We start from the raw sequence: 20458 nt of genomic DNA on the forward strand, positions 1-20458 counted from the left end.
CCCCGACGGCTACGGGAAGGTGGCCGGAGCCGTCGGCGGCTGCTCCCGGAATCTGCGAGAAAGTCCGCGTTGACGCTGCGGTCCGGCCCGAGACTCCGGCCGGCTCCCGAGGCTTCCGGCTGCGGTTTCGTGCGCCGGGAATGCCGGGAATGTCGGGCGGGTCGCGACGACCCGGCCGGCCGGGCCCGGCCACGGTCTCCCGGGCTTGGCCGAGCTCCGCGGGACCGGCACGTGATCCGCGGGTGGCTCGGTGGCCGGGTGGCTCGGCTCGCCGTAGGGGGTGGTTCGGCGTCGGGGGTGGTTCGCCCAGCCGCCTTAGTCGCCGAGGAGGTCGAGGGGGGTGGTGGGGTGGTGGGGGGTGTGGGGGGTGGTGGTGAGGTGGTGGCGCCAGAGGGTTTCGGCGGCGTCGGGGTCGTGGTTGGTGAGGTGGGTGAGGAGTTGGTGGTGGGTGGTGTGTTGGTGGCGCAGGGTGGTGAGGTCGGGGGTGGGGGTGTCGGGGGTGGTGGCGTCGAGGATGTGGCGGAGCATGCTGCTGATCATGGTGAGGGTGTGGTTGGCGGGGGTGGTGAGCAGGAGGGTGTGGAAGTTGAGGTGGTGGGTGTGGATGTCGGTGGGGTTGGGGTGGGGGGTGGCGAGGGCGTGGTCGGTGGTGGTGAGGTGGGTGGTGAGGTGGGTGAGGTGGGTGTCGGTGGCGGTGGTGGCGAGTAGGCGGATGGCGGCGGGTTCGAGGTGGGTGTGGGCGGTGTGGATGTCGGCGAGGGTGGTGTGTTGGTGTTCGAGGACGAGGGCGGTGTAGCGGGCGGCGACGTGGCCGTTGGGGGTGTGGACGCGGGCGCCGCCGTGGGCGCCGCGGCGGACGCTGATGAGGGCTTCGGATTCGAGGACGCGGAAGGCTTCGCGCAGGGTGGGGCGGGAGACGCCGAACTGTTCCATGAGGACGGCTTCGGGGGGGAGGGCGTCGTCTTCGTGGAGTTCGCCGCGGACGATCTGGCGGCGTAGGTGGGCGGCGACGAGTTCGGCGGTCTTCGGAACGCGGACATGCTGCCCGACGCGGCTCGTCGCGAGCAGCGGGCCGGACAGCGCGCGGGCTGGGGTCCCGGGCGACCCGGCGGTGCCCGCCGCGCCGTCCGCCCCGCCGGTGCGTGCGAGGCGCACCGGGTGCGGCGCGATGCGGGGTGTCGAGGTGTCAGTCGGCTGCGTTAACGACATGATCTTGTGCTCCCCCTGGTGGCGGCTGCCCGGCCGGGTACGCCCCGCGTTTCGGGCTGCGACTAATGATGTACGGATAGTGGTCACTGCGATGAGTTGGCTACGAACCGTGCTTACAAAGTCGCATTGTGGCAGCGTGCCGGAACCTGGGGTGGGCGGGGCTGGCGGAGTACCACGCTGTGATCCGCATGCTGTTACTCAGGGTGCATAAGATTGTCGACATGCCATCCGCACACCGAGCTGATCACTTCGGCTGGGACGGGGCGGCCGGAACCTGAAACGCGACGGCCGCGACGCCGTTGACCAGGGATGTCGTCCCGGCCGTCGGCGCAGCGTGGTACGCGGGACGAGAAGGCGCGCCAAGACGCCCGGCCGGGACCCGACGGTCCCGATCGCAGCATCGACTACAGCCAGTCGTCGTCCGACGCGCCACGCCACGACCGCCGCCGGGTCTCAGACCGCGGCGCCGACGCGGTCGATACCGCTTGAGGTCTCCAGCGCCTCGACGGTCACCGCGACCGCGTGTACGACCGAGGCAACCCGGATCGCGTCCTGGATCACCTCGCGGGTGACCCCGTGGCCGCGCAGCTCGTGTTCGTGGGCGGTCAGGCAGCGGCCGCAGCCGTTGATCGCCGAGACCGCCAGCGACCAGAGCTCGAAGTCGACCTTGTCGACACCTGGGCTGGCGAGGGCGTTCATCCGCAGGCCGGCCCGCAGCCGGGAGTACTCCTCGTCCTCCAGCAGGTGCAGGCTGCGGTAGTAGACGTTGTTCATCGCCATCAGCGCCGCCGCGGTGCGCGCCGCGGTGGCCGCCTCGGCGGTCAGGTGGTCGAGCGCCTCGGGCTCCAGCTCGACCAGCGCGGTGCGCCCGCGGCTGGCGATGGCCGCCGCGAGCACCGTGCCCCAGAGCTGCTGGGCGGACAGGTTCGACTGGCTGGTCACCGAGCCGAGGTTGAGGCGCAGGTCGCGGGCGTAGTCGGGAAGCAGCTCCCGCAGGCGGGCGACGGCCATCAGGCCGCCACCTCGGCCGGGGCGGCTGCCGCTGCACCCAGCGTCGCCTGGCCCTTCTGCCAGTTGCAGGGGCACAGCTCGTCGGTCTGCAGCGCGTCGAGGACCCGCAGGACCTCCGCCGGGTTCCGCCCGACGCTGCCCGCGGTGACCATGACGAACTGGATGACGTTGTCCGGGTCGACGATGAAGGTCGCCCGCTGCGCCACCCCGTCGTCGCCGAGCACCCCGGCGGCGGCGGTCAGGTCCTTGCGGATGTCGGCGAGCATCGGGAAGGGCAGGTCGGTCAGGTCCGGGTGGTTCTGCCGCCACGCCAGGTGGACGTACTCGCTGTCCGTGGACACGCCGAGGACCTGCGCGTCCCGATCGGCGAACTCGCCGTTGAGCCGGCCGAACGCGGCGATCTCGGTGGGACACACGAAGGTGAAGTCCTTCGGCCAGAAGAACACGACGCGCCACGCGCCGGGGCGGCTGGTGGCGGTCTCCCGGACGAAGGCGGTGTCGGGGTCGTTGGAGACGACTCCGGTCAGGTCGTAGGCGGGGAAAGTGTCGCCGACGGTAAGCACGTCGAGGTGGTCCTCTCTGCGGTGATGTTCGGGTCTGCGGTGATTTCGGGTCTGCGGTGGTGATCGAGCAGGACCCACTCTCGCGACCATCGACTCAGAAGGGAAATCGAAAGATTCGGCAAGTTTGATAGCCTCGATCTATGGCTACTCCACAGCCGACGCTCACCCAGTTGCGTGCGCTCGTCGGCGTCGCCGACCACCGGCACTTCGGCCGGGCGGCGGCGGCTCTGCACGTGAGCCAGCCGACCCTGTCCAGCGCGGTCGCGGCGCTGGAGCGGACCCTCGGCGTCCAGCTCGTCGAGCGCACCACGCGCCGCGTGCTGCTCACCGCGGTGGGCGAGCAGGTCGTCGCGCGCGCCCGGGGCGTGCTCGGCGCGGTCGACGACATCGCGGAGGTCGCGGTGCGGGCCCGTGCCCCGCTGACCGGCGACCTCCGGCTCGGCGTCATCCCCACCGTGGCGCCCTACCTGCTGCCGCGGCTGCTACCCACGCTGCGCGCGCGCTGGCCGCAGGCGCGCCTTCGGCTGCGCGAGGCGCAGACCGCGACCCTGCTGGCCGAGCTGCGCGGCGGCGCGCTTGACCTGGCGCTGCTCGCGCTGCCCAACGACGAGCCGGGCATCACCGAGATCCCGCTCTACGACGAGGACTTCGTCCTCGTGACGCCCGCCGAGCATCCGCTGGCCGGCGGCAGGGCCGTCCCCGTCGCCGGCCTCGCCGGCCAGGACGTGCTGCTGTTGGAGGACGGGCACTGCTTCCGTGCGCAGGCGCTGGACGTCTGCCGGGAGGCCGGGGCGCGGGAGCGGGCGACGCTGCGGGCGGCCAGCCTGTCGACGATCGTCCAGATGGTAGCCGGCGGGCTGGGGCTGACGTTGCTGCCCGCCGCCGCCGTCGGGGTCGAGGTGGGGGAGGGACGCGGCCTCGCGGTCGCCACCTTCCGCCGCCCGGCGCCGCACCGGCGCATCGGCCTGGCCTACCGGTCGACCTCGGCTCGCGTCGCCGACTGGGGCCTGCTGGCCGCGGAGGTCCGCGCCGCGCTGCCCGGGACGGACCTGGACCTCAGCCCGGTCCCAGGACCAGCACCAGCGCCAGCCCCAACGACAACCCCAACCCCAACCCCAACCCCAGCCGCAGCCCCAACCCCAGCCGCAGCGACAGCCCCAGCGACAACCGCGGCGCCAGCTCCGCAACCGGCGGCTCCGGCCCCTTCATCGCAGACGCCGGCGCGGACGTCCGGCGGCACTTCGGCTTAGCCTTCCCGCCCGGTGTCGATCGGCGGCCGAACGGTCACGCCGCGCGGCAACTTCGCGCGCAGCCGGGTCTCGGCGGGAAATCCGGGGTAACCCGTGCCGGGTGAACGCGCGGCCCGACGCGCGGCCAGCTCGCGGCGCTTTCGGGGAGCGCCCGCACATCTTCATCCCCCCTCATCCACGACGAAATGCTGCGGGCTTCGTCACGTTTTATCGACGGCCGACGGGATAGCAAGACAGCGTCCGCGACCGGCTGCCGCCGGCGTCCGGCCGACGGGTCGGACCGAGGCGATCAACCAGGTGGGTCGCGGCGCCACGGCTGGATGGGGTCGGGACGCCGGCCACGACAAAGGTGGTGCACGTGACCGTGCCGAGGTATGCCCCGATCGCCGGTATGCGAGATACGTCCGTGTCATGCATGTGTAACCGGCCGGCCGTAGCGTAGGCCGCCATGAGCGACGCACGGAACGTGGCCGTCGGCGTCGAGGAGGAATTTCACATCCTCGATCTCACCACCCGCCAACTTGTTCCCCGGGCCGAGGAAATACTGCAGCGCCTGGACAAGGACTCCTTCTCTCCGGAGCTGTTGAAATCCGTCGTCGAGACGAACAGTCAGCCGACGGTCGATCTGCTGGCCCTGCGATCGAACCTGCTGGACCTGCGCCGCCGGCTGGCCGAGGCGGCGGGCGAGCTGGGGCTCGGGCCGGCGGCGTCGGGCACCGTGCCGATCCTCGACATGGATCTGCTCGACGTCTCCCGGGATGCCCGCTACGAGCAGATGACCGAGGACTACCAGATCGTCGCCCGTGAGCAGCTCATCTGCGGCGCCCAGGTGCACGTCGACGTCGCCGACCGCGACCTGGCCATGGCCGTCGTCGCCTGGACCGCCCCCTGGCTGCCGATGCTGCTGGCGCTGTCGGCCAGCTCGCCGTACTGGCTCGGCGCCGACAGCGGCTACGCGAGCATGCGCACGCTGGTCTGGCAGCGCTGGCCCACCGCGGGCGTCGCCGGGTCGTTCCGGACCGCCGCCGAATACGACCAGCTCATCGCGGACCTGATCAAGTCTGGAGTGATCAGCGACCCGGGCATGGTGTACTTCGACGTTCGCCCGTCGGCCCACCTGCCCACCGTCGAGCTGCGCATCTGCGACGCCTGCCCGGACGTGGACAACGTCATTCTCATCGCCGGGCTGTTCCGGGCCCTGGTGGGCCGGGCGATCGAGGAGATCGAGGCCGGCGGCCAGGCCCCGCCCCCGCGCGCCGAGCTGCTGCGGGCGGCGACCTGGCGGGCGGCCCGCTCCGGGCTGGAGGGCGACCTCGTCGACATCCTCGGCGCGGGCCCCGTGCCCGCGCGCGCCATGCTGCGCCGGATGCTGGAGGAGGTACGCCCCCAGCTCGAGCGCTACGACGACTGGGAGCTGATCGACAACCTCGCCGAGCAGGCGGCCGGGCGGGGCAGCTCGGCACTGCGCCAGCGCCGGGCGTTCGCGCGCCGCGGCCTGCTGACCGACGTCGCCGACCTGATCCTCGCCGAGACCCGCGACGTCCCGCCGGCCGGCGCGTCGCTCGGCGCCGCGCCCGCGGTGTCGGCGCCCGACCAGATCGCACCGATCCTGCTGGAGCGCTACCAGCCGACCGGCTACGACGAGGTCGTCGACGAACGTGGCGCCGTCCGGCCCCAGTACCGGGCGGTGATGCGCACCCTGGAGCGGCTCGGCCCGGACACGCTCGACGAACGCGTCGGCGCCCGCGAGGCCGAGCAGACCGACCGGGGCATCATGTTCCGGGTCAACGGGGACTCGGCGAGCCGGCCGTTCCCCTTCGACATCGTGCCGCGCATCGTCGCCGCCGAGGACTGGGCCGTGCTCGGCCAGGGGCTCGGGCAGCGGGTCCGCGCGCTGGAGGCGTTCCTGCACGACGTCTACGGCGAGCGGGCCGCCGTCGCGGACGGCATCGTCCCGCCCTGGGTGGTCAACGACGCCCCCGGGCTGCGCCACGGCGGCCGCGCCCCCGGCCGCGACGCGATCCGGATCACCACCGCCGGCATCGACCTCGTCCGCGGCGGTGACGGCGGCTGGCTGGTGCTGGAGGACAACCTGCGGGTGCCGTCGGGGATCGCCTACGCCGTCGAGGGCCGCCGGCTCGCCGAGTCGGTGCTGCCCGAGCTCGGGCCGCCGCCGGGAATCCTGCGGCTGGGCACCGTGCCCGCCCTGCTGCACGACGCGCTCGTCGCCGCGGCGCCACCCGCCGTGACCGGTGAGCCCGCGGTCGCCGTTCTGACCAGCGGGCCGTCCGACTCCGCCTACTTCGAGCACGCCATGCTCGCCGAGGAGATGGGCGTCCCGCTGGTCGAACCCGGCGCGCTGCTCGTCGACGACGACGTCGCCTACCGGGTCGACGACGGTCGCCGCCGCCGCGTCGACGTCCTCTACCGGCGCATCGACGAGGACGAGCTGTTCGGCGCGCCGGGCGCGGACGGCGCGCCGCTCGGCCCGGCGCTGCTGCGTGCGGTCCGCGCCGGGCGGGTGAGCGTCGCGAACGCGCCGGGCAACGGCATCGGCGACGACAAGGTCGTCTACGCCTACGTGCCCCGGATGGTCACCTATTACCTGGGTGAGCAACCCGTCCTCGACGACGTGCCGACCTACGTCTGCGGCGACCCAGAGCAGTGCGAGCACGTGCTGGCCAACCTCGACCAGCTCGTCGTCAAGCCGGTCGACGGTTTCGGCGGCTCCGGCGTCGTGATCGGCCCGCACGCCGAGCCGTACCAGCTCACCGCGGCCCGGGAGCGGATCCTGGCCGACCCTCGGCGCTGGATCGGCCAGGAGGTGGTCTCCCTGTCCACCCATCCGACCTGGCACGACAGCCACCTCGAGCCGTGCGCGGTGGACCTGCGGGTGTTCGTCTACGCCGGCGCCGAGCCGGTCGTCGTGCCCGCGGCGCTCAGCCGGGTGGCCCCGCCCGGCAGCCTCATCGTCAACTCGTCCCAGGGCGGCGGCTCCAAGGACACCTGGATCCCGCGCCGCTGAGCGGATCTCACGACCGCCGTCGTGCCCCGCCGAGGCTCTCGGCGGGGCACGACGGCGTGCCGCCGGGCGAGTGCCGGCGGGCGAAGAAGCGGTCCTCGGTCGCAACCGTGGGGACACGAGTGTGAAATCTCCGGCGTCGAAGGTGGACGGACGATCGTGCACCCTCATGCCGGGCAGGACTGCCCGGGGAATGGATCTCACCTGAACTGACTGATCGACGGGAGCGCACATGTGCGGGCTGAGTGGTGAGCTGAGGTTCGACGGCCGGGGAGCGGACGTCGACGCGGTCGTGCGGATGACGGCCACCATGGTGCCGCGGGGCCCGGACGGCGCCGGGGTGTGGTCATCGGGGCCGGTCGCGTTCGGCCACCGCCGCCTGAAGATCATCGATTTGTCCGAGCGCGGCGCCCAGCCGATGGTCGACAGCGAGCTGGGCCTGACCACCGCGTTCAACGGGTGCATCTACAACTACCAGGAGCTGCGCGACGAGCTGGCCGCCGCCGGCTACCGCTTCTTCTCCACCTCGGACACCGAGGTGATCGCCAAGGCCTACCACCGCTGGGGCACCCGGTGCGTGGACCACTTCGCCGGCATGTTCGCCTTCGCGGTCGCCGAGCGCGACACCGGCCGCCTCGTCCTCGCCCGCGACCGGCTCGGCATCAAGCCGCTGTACCTCGCCGCCGACACCGAGCGGCTGCGCTTCGCCTCCACCCTGCCCGCGCTGCTCGCCGGGGGCGGCATCTCCTCGGACATCGACCTCGTCGCCTTCCACCACTACCTGTCGTTCCACTCGGTGGTGCCGGCGCCGCACACCATCCTCGCCGGGGTGCGCAAGCTGCCCGCCGCCACCGTGCGGGTCGTCGAACCGGACGGCACCTGGACCGACGAGGTGTACTGGAGCCCGAGCTTCACCCGCGATCCCGCACGCGCCGACTGGACCGCCCGCGACTGGCAGGACGCCATCGCCGAGAAGCTGCGCCTGGCGGTGCGCCGGCGGATGGTCGCAGACGTGCCCGTCGGGGTGCTGCTGTCCGGCGGGCTGGACTCCAGCCTGATCGTCGCGCTGCTTGCCGAGGCGGGCCAGCACGGCCTGGCCACCTTCAGCGTCGGCTTCGAGGCCACCGGCGGCGAGTCCGGCGACGAGTTCGCCTACTCGGACATCATCGCCAGGCACTTCGAGACCGACCACCACCAGATCCGGGTGCCGGGCAGCCGGCTGCTGCCCGCCGTCGACGCCGCCGTCGCCGCGATGAGCGAGCCGATGGTCAGCCACGACTGCGTCGCCTTCTACCTGCTCTCCCAGGAGGTCTCCCGGCACGTCAAGGTCGTGCAGTCCGGGCAGGGCGCCGACGAGGTCTTCGCCGGCTACTCCTGGTACCCGCCGCTGGCCGGCGTCGCGCGGGACCAGACCGTCGACGCCTACCTGCGGGTCTTCGCCGACCGGCCGCACCGCGACATGCCGGCGATGGTCGAGCCGCACCACCTCATCGAGGCCGACGCCAGCCGGCACTTCGTCGCCTCCCACTTCGCCCGGCCGGGCGCCGAGACGTCCGTCGACGCCGCGCTGCGCCTCGACTCGACGGTCATGCTCGTCGACGACCCGGTGAAGCGGGTCGACAACATGACGATGGCCGCGGGCCTGGAGGCGCGCACTCCGTTCCTCGACCACGAGCTGGTCGAGCTCGCCGCGGCCTGCCCGCCCGAGCTCAAGCTCGCCTCCGGCGGCAAGGGTGTGCTCAAGGACATCGGCCGCCCGCTCATGCCGGTCGACGTCATCGACCGGCCCAAGGGGTACTTCCCGGTGCCGGCGATCCGCCACCTGGACGGCCCGTTCCTCGACCGGGTCCGCGACGCGCTCACCGACCCGGCGGCGAAGTCCCGCGGCCTGTTCCGCCCGGCGTGGATCCAGGCGATGCTGGCCGCCCCGAACGACAACCGCACGACCCTCGGCGCGAACGCCCTCTGGCAGGCCGCGCTGCTCGAGATGTGGCTCCAGACGCAGGGAGTGACATGACGCTAGGCGGTGACATGACCCTGGGCGGTGACATGGCGCTAGGCAGTGACGTGACGCTGGGCGGTGACGTGACGCTAGGCGGTGCCATGGCCCTGGGCGGCGGCGTGCCCGTGGGCGGCGACGGGACCCTGGATGGCGACGTGGCTCCGGGCAGTGGCATGGCCCGGGGGAACGTGATCCGCTTCCCCGGACCGGGGCATGCCGGTCGGGCCGGGGCGTCGGATCTGGCGCGGGCGTCGGATCTGGCGCGGGAGTGGGTGGCGGCCGAGGGGGTGCGGGCGCCCGCCCTCGCCTCCGACGGCCGGCTCGCCTACGTCGCGGACGGGCCGGCCGGGCCCGCGCTGTGGATCCGGGACGCCGGTGGCCGGCGACGTCGCGTGGACACCGGCCTCGGACATGTCCGCGCCGCACTGTGGTCGCCGGCGGGCGACCTGATCGCCGTGCACGTGGCGCCCGGCGGCGGGGAGCTCACCGAGGTTCGCGTCGTCGCCGCCGACGGCGGCGGCCCGCGTCGCCTGGCCGGTGGGGACGGCCGCGCTGCGGTGCCGGCCCGCTGGACCGCCGACGGACGCGCCCTCGTCGTCACCGAATCCGACCGGGCCGACCGGGCCGGGCGCACCGCCGCCGTGCTGGTCGGTCTCGACGGCAGGCGGGCCAGGCTCGCCGAGGGCGTCGCGCTGCAGGTCTGCGACCTCGTCGACCTCGACCACACCGGCTCGGACGTCGCCGGCTCGGACGTCGCCGGCTCGGACGTCGCCGGCTCGGACGTCGCCGGCTCCGACGGCGCCGGGGTCCCCGGTGCGGGCGGCCCGAGCGGGCAAGACACGATCTCCGGCGGGCTCGTCGGCGCCGGCGGGGGCGACCCGCTGGCGGGTGCCTACCGGCTGCTGCTGCGGGAGGGGCCGCGCGGGGTTCGCCGGGCGATCGTCGTCGACGTACGGCTCACTCCGCCGGCGGGCGGCGGTGCGGCCCACTCGTCGTGGGAGCTGCCCGGCGGCACCGCGACCGTCCTCACCGGCCGCTTCGCCGCGGGCGGGCGTCGGGTGCTGCTGGTGAGCGACCTCGGCCGGGAGCGGGCCGCCCTGCTCGACGTCCCCGTGGACACCCCCGGCTCCACCGTGGTGATCGCGGAGCGTCCCGACGCCGACGTGGAACGGTTCGCCCTGCTCGGCCGGCCCGACCCCGACCCCGCAGCGGCCGCCGACCCTGAGACGGCTGCCGACCATGGGACGGCCGACGCCGACCTTGCGGCCGGTGCCGGTGCCGGTGCCGGTGCAGGCGACGGCGAGCGGGCGGTCGTCGTCTGGAACGTGGCGGGACGTAGCGAGCTCACGCTCGTCGACCTGCCGGGCGGCCGGTGCCAGCCGCTGCCGGCGCCGCCCCGCGACGTCGTCACCGCCCTGCTGGCCCGCCCCGGCGGCCGGGAGCTGGTCCTCGCCCTCGACGGGGCCGCGGCCCCCGGGGAGCTGTGGACCTGCGATCTGGCTGCCCCGGCCGTTCCGGCCGCCGCCGGCCAGCCCGCGCCCGACTCCGCCCGCTACCGATGTCTGGTCTCGCACGCCCCCACCCGGCCGGTGGCGCTGGTTCGCCCCGTGCCGCACACCCTCACCGCGCACGACGGCCGGGAGCTGGCCGGCTGGTGGTACCGCCCGCCGGCGCCGCCGGGCCCGCTGCCGACCCTGGTCTACCTGCACGGCGGCCCCGAGGCTCAGGAACGCCCGACGTTCAACCCCCTGTTCCACGCGCTGCTCGCCCGCGGGATCGCCGTGTTCGCACCGAACGTGCGCGGCTCCACCGGGTACGGCCGGGCCTTCGAGGAGGCCGATCACACCCATCGTCGGTTCGACGGCATCGAGGACGTGGCGAGCTGCGTGCGGGACCTCGTCGAGACCGGCCTGGCCGACGCGGAGCGGATCGGGGTCGCGGGGCGCTCCTACGGCGGGTACCTGACGCTGGCCGCCCTGGTGCACTTCCCGGAGTTGTTCCGTGCCGGCGTGGACGTCTGCGGCATGGTCGACCTGGAGTCGTTCTACCAGCACACCGAGCCGTGGATCGCGGCCTCCGCGGTGACCAAGTACGGCGATCCGGTCACGCAGCCCGCGCTGCTGCGGGCGCTGTCGCCCCTGCACCGGATGAGCGCGCTGGCGGCGCCGCTGCTCGTCGTCCACGGCGAGAACGACACCAACGTCCCGGTGATCGAGGCCGAGCAGACGGTGGCCGCGGCCACCGCCCGTGGCGTCGACTGCCGCTACCTGCTGTTCCCCGGCGAGGGGCACGAGGTGGTCGAGCTTGCCAACCGGGTCCGGTTCGTCCGGACCGCCGTCGACTGGCTGGCCGCGCACCTGCTCGCCCCGCGGCTGCCGCAGCCGCGCAGCGCCCCGTCCGCCTCGTCCGCCCCGCCCGCCGGGCACGGTTCAGGTGGTCCGGCAGGTTCGTTCGAGCAGGACGAGTTCTCCCACCTCGTCGTCCTCGGCCCGGCCGATGGCCGTGAAGCCCAGGCGGGCGGCGACCGCGAGCGCCACCCCGGCGTGGGGTGGCAGGGTCATCAGCGCCCGGCGCACCCGAGGTTCGCGGAAGGCCCAGTCCAGCAGCAGGCAGCCGCTCTCGATGGCGTAGCCGCGTCCCGTGTGCCCGGCGAACGTCGCCTGGCCGAAGGTGACGCAGCCGTCGGCGTCGGGTGGGCCACCGAGGCCGGGTGAGGCGACGGCCGTGCCCGTGGCCCGTTCGACGGCCAGCCATGTCCACCAGCCGGCGGCCGCCGACTCGGTCAGCGACCGACCGCGGACCGGGCCGAGGGCGGCGTCGAGCAGCGGCGGCGCCTGGATGCCGGCGGTGATCCGGGTGCCGGTGAGCGCCTCCAGCTCGCCGCACCGCCCGGCCCGCAGCGCGCCGATGCCGGTCACGGTCAGCGGCCGCAGGACCAGCCGCTGGCCGCGCAGCACCGGCTCGGCGACGATCCCGGCCGGCGATCGACCGCCGCCGTCCACCCTCACCCGGCTGTCCTCCATGCCACTCACCCCGCCCCGGACCCCGCTCCGGCTCCCACCCCGTGCCGGCGTCACCGGGGCGTCACCGTCGTGCCGCAGGCCGCAACCGCCCGCCGTCGACCGGCGGCGGGCGGACCGATGGCCGCAGCAGGGTAGCCCGCCGCGGCGGGCGGCGGCGAATCGTTTTCCGGGCGTCTCCGTGGCAGCGAGGGATCGCGTCGGACGGGCCCGCAGGTCGTGGCGGCCGGGCGTGTCCCGCCCGCCGGGACCGGCGGCGGGGCCGCGGTGACGGACTCCACCGGTTCCGGCCGGACCTCGGCACACACATCACCTGATGACACTGACACAATACGGCCCGTGAAAATCGAGGAGTTGGAGGCGGAGCGGACCTGGTTGGCATTCGACCCCATGCGCCAGTTGCGTCCCCATCTGACGTCGACGGGGTTCGTCCGGCTCGTCAACGAGGTGCAGCGGCCCGAAGGGTACCGACTCGTCGCGTCCTGGGACGGCGAGCTCGGCCGGGTCGCCGCCGCGCTCGGCTTCCGCCAGGTGAACTCGCTGGCCGCCGGGCGGTACCTGGCCGTCGACGACCTCACGACCCTGCTCGTCGCACGCGGACGGGGCCATGCCACCCGACTGCTCGCCTGGGCGGAGCGGGAGGCTCGCCGCCTCGGCTGCGAACACATCCACCTCGACGCCGACACCCACCGCCACGAGGCGCACCGCCTCGCCCTGCGCGCCGGCTACTCCATCTCCGCCTTCCACCTGACCCGCCGCGTGTAGGTGTACGAGCAGGTCCGAAGCCCGGGCGAGCCAATGATCGTCGAGGTCGAGGTCGAGTCGCGCGGGGACCCGCATCGCATCGCCCCACCGGCCACACGGGTGGGTACGGGTAGCCCCACGGCGAACTGACCGGGCAGCTCCGTCGCCCGGTGGTGGCCGGACGATCTACCGTCGGCTCAGTCGGACGGACCACGGCCGTGGTCAGTCCGGCCCGGGTCGGTCGGAGACGGTGCGAGGGGGGTGGCGGTGAGTCCGGTGCAGGCGACTGACGGCGCGGGTCGCTTCGGCGGGCCGGCCGGATCGGGACGGTCGATCGGATCGGGACGGTCGACCGGGTCGAGGCGGTCAGCCGGGTCGGGGTGGTCAGCCGGGTCGGGGCGGGGGGTGCTGACCGCGCTGCGGCGGACGTACGCGGGGCCGGCGTGGGCGGGCACGGCCTTCGTCGCCCTGACCGGCGCCGTCGCGCTGCCGGTGTTCCTCGCGGTGCTCATCCCGATCCTGCTGGGCGTGCCGCTGCTGCTGCTGGCCCTGGTCGGGGTGCCGCTGATCTGGTTCAGCCTCGTCGTGGCGAGCCTGTCGACCCGGTTCGACGCCTGGCGGTTCGAGGCGATGCTCGGCCGCCGGCTGCCGCTGCGGCGTTCACCCGCGCGTGACCCGGACCGCCGGTCGGGGCTCGTCGGCCGGTTCGGGGCCGAGTTGCGGCGGCTGCGGGCCGGCGGAAGCTGGCTCAACGCGCTGTACGTGCTGGTCGTGGCGCCGCTGTTCGGCTGGTTCGGCGGCTGGCTGCTGTTCGCCGCCTGGGGCGGCGGGCTGGCCTTCCTGTTCTTCCCGGCCTACGGGTACGCCCTCGCCGGAGGAGACCGGATCTTCGGGCAGCCCCTCGGCTACGGCGGCGCGGTCGCCCTGCACGAGGGCCTCGGGGTCGCCGCGCTGCTCGCCGCCCCCTGGCTCGCCCGCGGGCTGACGGCGGCGCACTACCTGGCGGCGCGCTGGCTGCTGTCCCCGCGCGGCGAGGAGCTGCTCGCCCAGCGGGTGGAGGACCTGGAGTCCAGCCGCGCGGGGATGGTCGCCGCCGCGGCGGCCGAGCGGCGGCGGATCGAACGCGACCTGCACGACGGGGCCCAGCAGCGGCTCGTCGCCGTCGCGATGACCCTCGGGCGGGCGCAGGCCCGCTTCGCCGAGGATCCGGACGCCGCCGCCGGCCTGGTCGCCGAGGCGCACGCGGAGACGAAACGGGCCCTGGTCGAGCTGCGTGACCTCGCCCGCGGCATCCACCCGTCGGTGCTGACCGACCGTGGGCTGGACGCGGCGCTGTCCGGGCTCGCGGCCCGCTGCCCGGTCCCGGTCACCGTGGACGTGGACCTCGACCCGGCGCGGCGCGGCGATTCCCCGGCAGGCCGGGGCGATGACCCTGCATGGCGGAGAGATGGCCCGCGGTGGCCGCGTGATCCGGACGCGGAGGCGGTCGCCTACTTCTTCGTGGCCGAGGCGCTGACCAACATCGCCCGGCACGCCCGGGCCTCCCAGGCCCGGGTCGTCGTGCGCCGCGGCGGGGGGCGGCTGACCGTGGAGGTCGCCGACGACGGCCGCGGCGGTGCCCGGGAGAGCGGCGGCAGCGGGCTCACCGGCCTGCGCGACCGGGCGCGTGCCGTCGACGGCAGGTTCAGCCTGACCAGCCCGCCCGGGGCGGGCACGACCGTGCGTCTGGAGCTGCCGTGCGCATCATGATCGCCGAGGATTCGGTGCTGCTGCGGGAGGGGCTGACCAGGCTGCTTGAGGATCTCGGCATGACGGTGACGGCCGCGCTCGGCGACGCCGAGACGCTGCTGCGGGCGGTCGCGGCCGACCCGCCGGACGTCTGCGTCGTCGACGTGCGCCTGCCCCCGACGTTCACCGACGAGGGCGTGCGGGCCGCCCTGGTCCTGCGCCGGCAGTGGCCGGGCGTGGGGGTGCTCGTGCTGTCCCAGTACGTCGAGGAGCGCTACGCGGTCGACCTCATCACCGGGCAGGCCAGCCGCGGCGTCGGCTACCTGCTCAAGGACCGGGTCTCCGACGTGGCGGACCTCCACGAGGCGCTGGCCCGGGTCGCCGCCGGCGGCACCGTGCTCGACCCCGACGTCGTCGCGCAGTTGCTCGTCCGCTCGCGGCGCCGCGACCCGCTGGACCGCCTCACCCGGCGGGAGACCGAGGTGCTGCGCCTGATGGCGGAGGGCCGTTCGAACGCGGCCGTCGCCGCCGCGCTCGTCGTCACCGAACGGGCCGTGGAGAAGCACGTCACGAGCATCTTCGCCAAGTTCGATCTTCCGGTGGCCGCGGACGACCACCGCCGCGTCCTCGCGGTGCTGCGTTTCCTGGACGCGGCCGACGGCGGCGCCGGCCGCCCACCCGCAGCGCCGCACAGCGCCCGGAGGGGGCACCGCCATGCCTGACCCGACACTCGAGCCTGACCCGACACTCGAACCCGCCTCGACGCTCGAGCCTGACCCGACACTCCAGCCCGCCTCGACGCTCGAGCCCGACCCGTCACCGCGGGGTGGCAGGGCGCTCGCTCTGGCGCTCGGCGGCGTCCTGGCCGTCGTCCTCACGGCGATCGGGGGGCTCGCCGTCGTCGGCGCCACCTCCGGGCGCGGCCAGCGCGTCGAGCGTCATGCCCTTCCGGCCTCGGTCACCAGCGTCGTCGTCCGCGCCCCGAGCGGCGACGTCCACCTGCGCGGACCGAACGCCGCACCCACCGGCGGGACCCGCACGCCCACCGGGACCCGCACGCCCACCGGGACCCGCACGCCCACCCGGACCCGCACGCCCACCCGGACCCGCACGCCCACCGAGACCGGGGCGGACGCCGGGGCCGGCGCGGACGCCGGGGTGAGGCTGGTCGCCAGGATGTCCGGCGTCGTCGAGGTGCCCGAGCTCGTCGTCCGGGTCGACGGCGACACGGCGTACGTCACCACCCGCTGCGGGACGACCTGGGACTGCTCGTCCGACTACGACCTCGAGCTTCCAGCGGGGGTGACCGTCGCCGTGGACACGTCCTCCGGCGATGTCACCGCGGAGGGCCTCGGCGGCGAGGTGCGGCTGCGGACCTCCGCCGGGGACGTGACGGTCAGCCGGCCCAGCGGCGAGCTCGACGTCGTCAGCGGCTCGGGTGACATCCGGGTCCGCGAGGCGCGCACCGGCCGGCTGCACGCCTCGACGTCGTCCGGGGACGTGCGGGTCGACCAGCTCCTCGCCCCGAACGACCTCGACGTCCACAGCTCGTCCGGGGATGTGCGGGTGCTGCTGCCCGTCGACGGCGAGGGCTACGCCGCCGAGGTGACCACCGATTCCGGGGACCGCACGGTCAACATCCAGCGGGACCCTGCGGCGTCGCGCCGCCTGCGCGCCACGACCTACTCCGGCGACGTCTCCGTGATCTACCGTGACGCGTCCTGACCGGCCCGCCTGCGCACTGTCGAGGGCGTGCGCCGTCCCGGTGGCACCGGCGCGGTCGGCGCTGCGATCGAGGCTGTAGTCGGCGTCCCGGTCGGGGACATTGTCACGGATCCGCGTCGAAGGTTGGAGCGTTCGGCATCCCGCAGCAGGTCGAGGGCCTGCCGCAGGCTGGCGTTCTCCCGGCTCAGAGAGTGTTGGGTAACTGAGGATGTTCGAAGTGTGATGGTGCTGGTGGGGTGGCGTGTCGTGGGGTGTCCGCGAGGATCTTCCGGTCACGATCGGACCGGTGTGTGTCTGTTCGTGTAAGGCTGCCTACGACACGTCGTTGACGGACGGGCAGTGGGCGGTGATCGGACCGTTGTTGCCTGTGCGGGACCCGCGCCGCGGCGGTGCCCCGGTGAAGTACGACCGACGCCTGGTGATCGACTCGATCCTGTACGTGCTGGGAACGGGTTGTTCGTGGCGGCGGATGCCGCATGACCTGGCGCCGTGGGACGTGGCCTACCGGTGGTTTCGGGACTGGACCGCGGACGGGACGTGGGCGCGGGTCCACGACACCCTGCGCGACCGGGTCCGTCTGGCCGACGGGCGGGATCCGCAGCCGTCGGCTGCGGTGCTGGACTCGCAGTCGGTGAAGTCCGCCGAGGGCGGTGAGGCGATCGGCTACGACGCGGGCAAGCGGGTACGCGGCCGTAAACGCCACCTGCTGGTCGACACCTGCGGGCTGCTGCTGACGATGGTCGTGCACTCCGCGTCGGTGCAGGACCGGGCCGGTGCCCGCCGGGTACTGACCGGTCTGCACCAGCTGTTCCCGCAGGTCGGGTTGGTGTGGGTGGACGGCGGCTACGTGAACGTCGTCGATGCCTCTCTGGTGGCCTGGGCGGCCGAGCAGGAGAACATCGAGATCGTCGCTGTTCCGCGTAACGCCGACGTGCGAGGGTTTCAGGTGCTGCCCCGCCGGTGGGTGGTGGAACGAACGTTCGGCTGGTTAGGCAGGTGCAGACGCTTGGCACGCGACTACGAACGTAAGACTGCGCACGCCGAAGCCATGATCCAGGTTGCGATGATCCGGCTCATGGCGGCCCGGCTCGCCGGTGAGGACGTCGAGCCCCACGGTCCCATCGAGACCGAAGCCGCTCGACGCCTCACCGAAGACCTCACCAACGAGTAGCCACCCGGATACCCAACACTCTCTCAGGCGGCGGATCTCGGCCTGGTGCCGGCATGCGTCCGCCGGGCCGGTCGCGCTGTCGGGCGACGTCGTCTGGCGTACCCAGGTGCGCAGGGTCTCGGCGCTGATCGTGAGACTCGCGGCCACGGCCTGGATCGCGGCCCACTCCGAACTGTGCCGCGCCCGCACGAGCGCGACGGCGGCGACGGCGTGGGCGCGGAACCGTGGGGGATAGCGGGTTGGTCGTGACATGACGGCTCGCTTCGCGGTTCGAATGCTGAACCTGGGAGGACAGGGTCGGCTCAGGGGAGCGGGGACCGTCCCGCCACTACCCATGTCAACAGATGAGGTCTGCACGACGGTCTCGGGGAAGACCGCGACCGCGGCGTCGGGCAGGCCGGACAGCCCGTCGCAGCACACGATCAGCACGTCGCGCACCCCGCGGTTGCGGAGATCGGCCAGGACCTTCTGCCAGAACTTCGCGCCCTCGGTGTCCTTGATCCAGCAGCCCAGCGCGTGCTTGCGGCCATCGACGTCGACACCCACGGCCAGGTAGGCGACCTTGGTCGTGACCACCCCGTTGTCCTTGATCCGAAGCCGGATCCCATCGACGTACAGGATCGGGTAGACCTCGTCGAGGGGCCGGGACTGCCAGGCCTTGATCTCGTCGACGACGACCTCGGTGACATTGGAAATCAGCTCCCGGGACGCCTGGACCCCGTACACCTCACGCAGGTGCGCCTCGATGTCGCGGGTCGTCATGCCCCGCGAGTACAACGACAGGATCGTGTCGTCAAGATTCCCCAGACGGCGGGCGCGTTTCGGCACGATCGTCGGTTCGAAGGAGCCGTTCCGGTCACGCGGTACCTCGATCTCGACCGGCCCGTTCCGGGTCGACACCGTCTTCGTGGACTTCCCGTTCCGGGAGTTTCCCGTGCCCTGACCGGCCGGATCACCCACCTCGTAGCCGAGATGGTCCGTCATCTCGACCTGCAAGGCCCGTTCGAGGACAGCCTTCGTCATCTGGTTCAACAGGCCATCGACCCCGTCGATCGGTGTTCCGGTCGCTTTCGCGTCCTTCAACAACGTGTCGATCGCCTCCGGCGCGAAAGCCTCGGCGATCCTCTTCGCCGCCGCTTCGTCTTTTGTCCGAAGCGTCGTGCTCTGTGTCATTCGGTGTCCCTTTCCGACCTACCCGATCAAGGTAGATCGATCCTGGTCCACCTCCGGCTTACACAGTCCTCATGAGTGCGCCCACGCCGGCCGGTACCGGTGCTCGCTGTCGACGATGTACCGCATCGCCCGGGCGGCCGGGCAGACCCGGGAACGCCGCGCCCAGGCGACCCACCCGGCCCGGGTCCGCCCGGAGCTGACCGCGACCGGCCCGGACGAGATCTGGTCGTGGGACATCACCGCGTTGAAAGGACCCGCGAAAGGCGTCTGGTACAAGCTCTACGTGATCCTCGATATCTACTCCCGATATGTGACCGGCTGGCTCGTCGCCGCCGGCGAGGACGCCGTGGTCGCGAAGGATTTCCTCGCCGACGCCATCGCGCGGAACGGTACCGCGCCCCGGGCGATCCACGCGGACCGTGGCGGGGCGATGGTCTCGAAGCAGGTATCCGAACTCCTCGCCGATCTCAACGTCCACCGGTCGCATTCCCGGCCACGAACGTCGAATGACAATCCCTATTCCGAGGCGCAGTTCAAGACGCTCAAGTACAGCTACGATTTCCCGGACCGGTTCGGGTCGCTGGCCGACGCCCGGGCGTTCTGTGAGGGGTTCTTCACGGCCTACAACCACGACCATCGCCACTCCGGGATCGGGTTTCACACGCCCGCTTCGGTGCACTTCGGCACCGCCGACGATGTCCAGGCCCACCGCCAGGCCACCCTCGACCGCGCCCACGCCACGCATCCCGAGCGGTTCGCCCGCCGGCCACGGCCACCCCGGCTACCCGAGACCGTGTGGATCAACCAGCCAGTTCCGAGCCAGCCGAGCAACGACCAACTGTCTCATTTGACTTGACACCTACCGGCGGCCTGGTCAGGGAAGGCCGAGACGGGAGACCGAGTGAGCGTGCCGTACGGACTCGGCCCGGACGGTGGGCCGGTGAAACCGGTGCCGACGCCACTGGGGAGGAATACCGGCCGCAAGGCGGTGCGGGATCCGCAGCTGCCTCGCTCCACCGCCTTGAGGCACGTTCGATCAGGACGGTTTCACCGCGCGGGCGGACACGGTGAGAGGGAAGTCCGGATCGACGACGTCCAGCTCCGCCTCCGTCACGTCCTCGACGGTCAGGCCCTGGAGCGCGCAGATGGCGGCCAGGACGTTGCCGTGGCCGCGTACGTCGTCGTCTGGCAGGCCAGCCGCGGTGAGTTCGGCGCGCAGCCCCGCAGGAGTCCATCGGTACAGATCCGAATCCCGGTCGTGGGGATCGAGCCGGGCGAGAGCGGGGACGGTGAGCAGCAGGACGCCGCCGGGGGCGAGGGACTGCCAGAGGTTCGCCAGCGCCGGCTGAGGGTCGACGTACTGGAGGACCTGGGTGACGATCGCGCAGTCGTAGGCCCCCGGGGGAAGGCTCCCCACCTTGTTCAGGTCCGCGTGCAGGGTGAGGTCCGGATTGTCCGCGTCGATGTCGACGATCGTCAGCTCGGCCGGCGCCCCGTAGAGGGCGCTGTAGTGGGGGTTCTTCACCTCCATCACCCGGTTGCCGGTGTAGTCCGCACGGTGGGCGGCCATGAAGCCGTCGATGTAGTGCCGGTCGACTGGTCGCCCCCGCTCGCTGCCGTACCAGGCGGAGAACGGGCTGGTCCGGCGCAGATTCCCCCACCGCACCGGGTGCCTCTGCCGATTCGCCCCCTGCACCGTCGCCCGCGCGGCCGCCTTGCCGCGCCGGACAAACCCTGCCATGCCCATCCGCTTCCTCCCGTCCGCGCGGTCCCGTCACGGCCGTGTCCGGCCGGCAACTATTGGTATCACCCGAGACCCGAGACGGGGCATAGACGGCTA

Annotated in this window: 14 protein-coding genes and 3 pseudogenes; 10 read left to right on the plus strand and 7 right to left on the minus strand. The window is 73.1% G+C overall.

All coding sequences use genetic code 11. From position 1 onward, the window contains the following. Positions 1-315: 315 nt before the first annotated feature. The 3 genes from AC5R91_RS30305 to AC5R91_RS30315 all read right to left on the minus strand — a co-directional run bounded on the left by AC5R91_RS30305 (position 316) and on the right by AC5R91_RS30315 (position 2783). Positions 316-1209, minus strand: a complete 894-nt coding sequence (locus AC5R91_RS30305) for a FadR/GntR family transcriptional regulator (protein WP_495394703.1) — start codon at positions 1207-1209, stop codon at positions 316-318. Between the two features lie 453 nt (positions 1210-1662). Continuing rightward, a complete protein-coding gene (gene ahpD / locus AC5R91_RS30310; protein ID WP_495394704.1) occupies positions 1663-2220 on the minus strand; it encodes an alkylhydroperoxidase, AhpD family in 558 nt (185 codons plus the stop codon). Next, positions 2220-2783 carry a peroxiredoxin gene (locus AC5R91_RS30315; RefSeq protein ID WP_495394705.1) on the minus strand — a complete coding sequence of 188 codons (564 nt, stop codon included), beginning with the start codon at positions 2781-2783 and terminating at the stop codon, positions 2220-2222. The genes ahpD and AC5R91_RS30315 overlap by 1 nt, the downstream gene beginning before the upstream one ends. Before the next feature lie 140 nt (positions 2784-2923). Here AC5R91_RS30315 and AC5R91_RS30320 point away from each other — a divergent pair, with 140 nt between their 5' ends. The 4 genes and pseudogenes from AC5R91_RS30320 to AC5R91_RS30335 all read left to right on the plus strand — a co-directional run. Then, a complete protein-coding gene (locus tag AC5R91_RS30320) occupies positions 2924-4033 on the plus strand; it encodes a LysR substrate-binding domain-containing protein (protein ID WP_495394706.1) in 1110 nt (369 codons plus the stop codon). Positions 4034-4481: 448 nt separating this feature from the next. Further along, positions 4482-7058, plus strand: coding sequence for a glutamate--cysteine ligase (locus AC5R91_RS30325; RefSeq protein ID WP_495394707.1), 2577 nt, complete (start codon positions 4482-4484; stop codon positions 7056-7058). A gap of 229 nt (positions 7059-7287) precedes the next feature. Continuing rightward, positions 7288-9072 carry an N-acetylglutaminylglutamine amidotransferase gene (locus tag AC5R91_RS30330; protein ID WP_495394708.1) on the plus strand — a complete coding sequence of 595 codons (1785 nt, stop codon included), beginning with the start codon at positions 7288-7290 and terminating at the stop codon, positions 9070-9072. 86 nt (positions 9073-9158) lie between these two features. Continuing rightward, a pseudogene (locus AC5R91_RS30335) lies at positions 9159-11435 on the plus strand (S9 family peptidase); the annotation flags it as partial. Between the two features lie 51 nt (positions 11436-11486). Here AC5R91_RS30335 and AC5R91_RS30340 read toward each other — a convergent pair. Next, entirely contained in the window at positions 11487-12383 is an 897-nt protein-coding gene (locus AC5R91_RS30340; protein ID WP_495394709.1) for a GNAT family N-acetyltransferase, read from the minus strand. Between the two features lie 33 nt (positions 12384-12416). Between AC5R91_RS30340 and AC5R91_RS30345 the strand changes: the two genes are divergently transcribed. The 5 genes from AC5R91_RS30345 (at position 12417) to AC5R91_RS30365 (ending at position 17445) form a co-directional block, all read left to right on the plus strand. Next, the gene (locus AC5R91_RS30345) at positions 12417-12842 is read left to right on the plus strand and encodes a GNAT family N-acetyltransferase (RefSeq protein WP_495394710.1); all 426 of its coding nucleotides are present in this window, start codon (positions 12417-12419) and stop codon (positions 12840-12842) included. Between the two features lie 384 nt (positions 12843-13226). Next, the gene (locus AC5R91_RS30350) at positions 13227-14570 is read left to right on the plus strand and encodes a sensor histidine kinase (protein WP_495394711.1); all 1344 of its coding nucleotides are present in this window, start codon (positions 13227-13229) and stop codon (positions 14568-14570) included. Beyond that, positions 14558-15271: a response regulator transcription factor gene (locus AC5R91_RS30355; protein WP_495394712.1), complete on the plus strand. Its 714-nt coding sequence runs from the start codon at positions 14558-14560 to the stop codon at positions 15269-15271. Before AC5R91_RS30350 ends, AC5R91_RS30355 begins: the two co-directional genes overlap by 13 nt. Next, positions 15264-16274 (plus strand): DUF4097 family beta strand repeat-containing protein, encoded by a 1011-nt coding sequence (locus AC5R91_RS30360; protein WP_495394713.1) that lies wholly within the window; start codon positions 15264-15266, stop codon positions 16272-16274. The genes AC5R91_RS30355 and AC5R91_RS30360 overlap by 8 nt, the downstream gene beginning before the upstream one ends. 325 nt (positions 16275-16599) lie before the next feature. Next, positions 16600-17445 (plus strand): IS5 family transposase, encoded by an 846-nt coding sequence (locus tag AC5R91_RS30365; RefSeq protein ID WP_495393875.1) that lies wholly within the window; start codon positions 16600-16602, stop codon positions 17443-17445. A 33-nt stretch (positions 17446-17478) separates the two neighbouring features. Here the strand turns inward: AC5R91_RS30365 and AC5R91_RS30370 are convergent. Both AC5R91_RS30370 and AC5R91_RS30375 read right to left on the minus strand, forming a co-directional pair. Further along, positions 17479-17697 (minus strand): annotated as a pseudogene (locus tag AC5R91_RS30370) (transposase); the annotation flags it as partial. Next, positions 17683-18567: pseudogene (locus tag AC5R91_RS30375) on the minus strand (IS256 family transposase); the annotation flags it as partial. The pseudogenes AC5R91_RS30375 and AC5R91_RS30370, both read right to left, overlap by 15 nt. Positions 18568-18733: 166 nt before the next feature. Between AC5R91_RS30375 and AC5R91_RS30380 the strand changes: the two are divergent. Continuing rightward, the gene (locus tag AC5R91_RS30380) at positions 18734-19474 is read left to right on the plus strand and encodes a transposase (protein WP_495394714.1); all 741 of its coding nucleotides are present in this window, start codon (positions 18734-18736) and stop codon (positions 19472-19474) included. A gap of 180 nt (positions 19475-19654) precedes the next feature. Here AC5R91_RS30380 and AC5R91_RS30385 read toward each other — a convergent pair whose 3' ends face one another. Beyond that, positions 19655-20359 carry a methyltransferase domain-containing protein gene (locus AC5R91_RS30385; protein ID WP_495394715.1) on the minus strand — a complete coding sequence of 235 codons (705 nt, stop codon included), beginning with the start codon at positions 20357-20359 and terminating at the stop codon, positions 19655-19657. Positions 20360-20458 lie beyond the last annotated feature (99 nt).

The sequence above is a fragment of the Frankia sp. BMG5.60 genome (assembly GCF_059428125.1).

Bases quoted from the DNA above. Each gene is read 5' to 3' on its own strand.
- AC5R91_RS30305 (WP_495394703.1), bottom strand. From the start codon at position 1,209: ATGTCGTTAACGCAGCCGACTGACACCTCGACACCCCGCATCGCGCCG.
- ahpD (WP_495394704.1), bottom strand. From the start codon at position 2,220: ATGGCCGTCGCCCGCCTGCGGGAGCTGCTTCCCGACTACGCCCGCGAC.
- AC5R91_RS30320 (WP_495394706.1), top strand. From the start codon at position 2,924: ATGGCTACTCCACAGCCGACGCTCACCCAGTTGCGTGCGCTCGTCGGC.
- AC5R91_RS30325 (WP_495394707.1), top strand. From the start codon at position 4,482: ATGAGCGACGCACGGAACGTGGCCGTCGGCGTCGAGGAGGAATTTCAC.
- AC5R91_RS30330 (WP_495394708.1), top strand. From the start codon at position 7,288: ATGTGCGGGCTGAGTGGTGAGCTGAGGTTCGACGGCCGGGGAGCGGAC.
- AC5R91_RS30360 (WP_495394713.1), top strand. From the start codon at position 15,264: ATGCCTGACCCGACACTCGAGCCTGACCCGACACTCGAACCCGCCTCG.
- AC5R91_RS30380 (WP_495394714.1), top strand. From the start codon at position 18,734: ATGTACCGCATCGCCCGGGCGGCCGGGCAGACCCGGGAACGCCGCGCC.
- AC5R91_RS30385 (WP_495394715.1), bottom strand. From the start codon at position 20,359: ATGGCAGGGTTTGTCCGGCGCGGCAAGGCGGCCGCGCGGGCGACGGTG.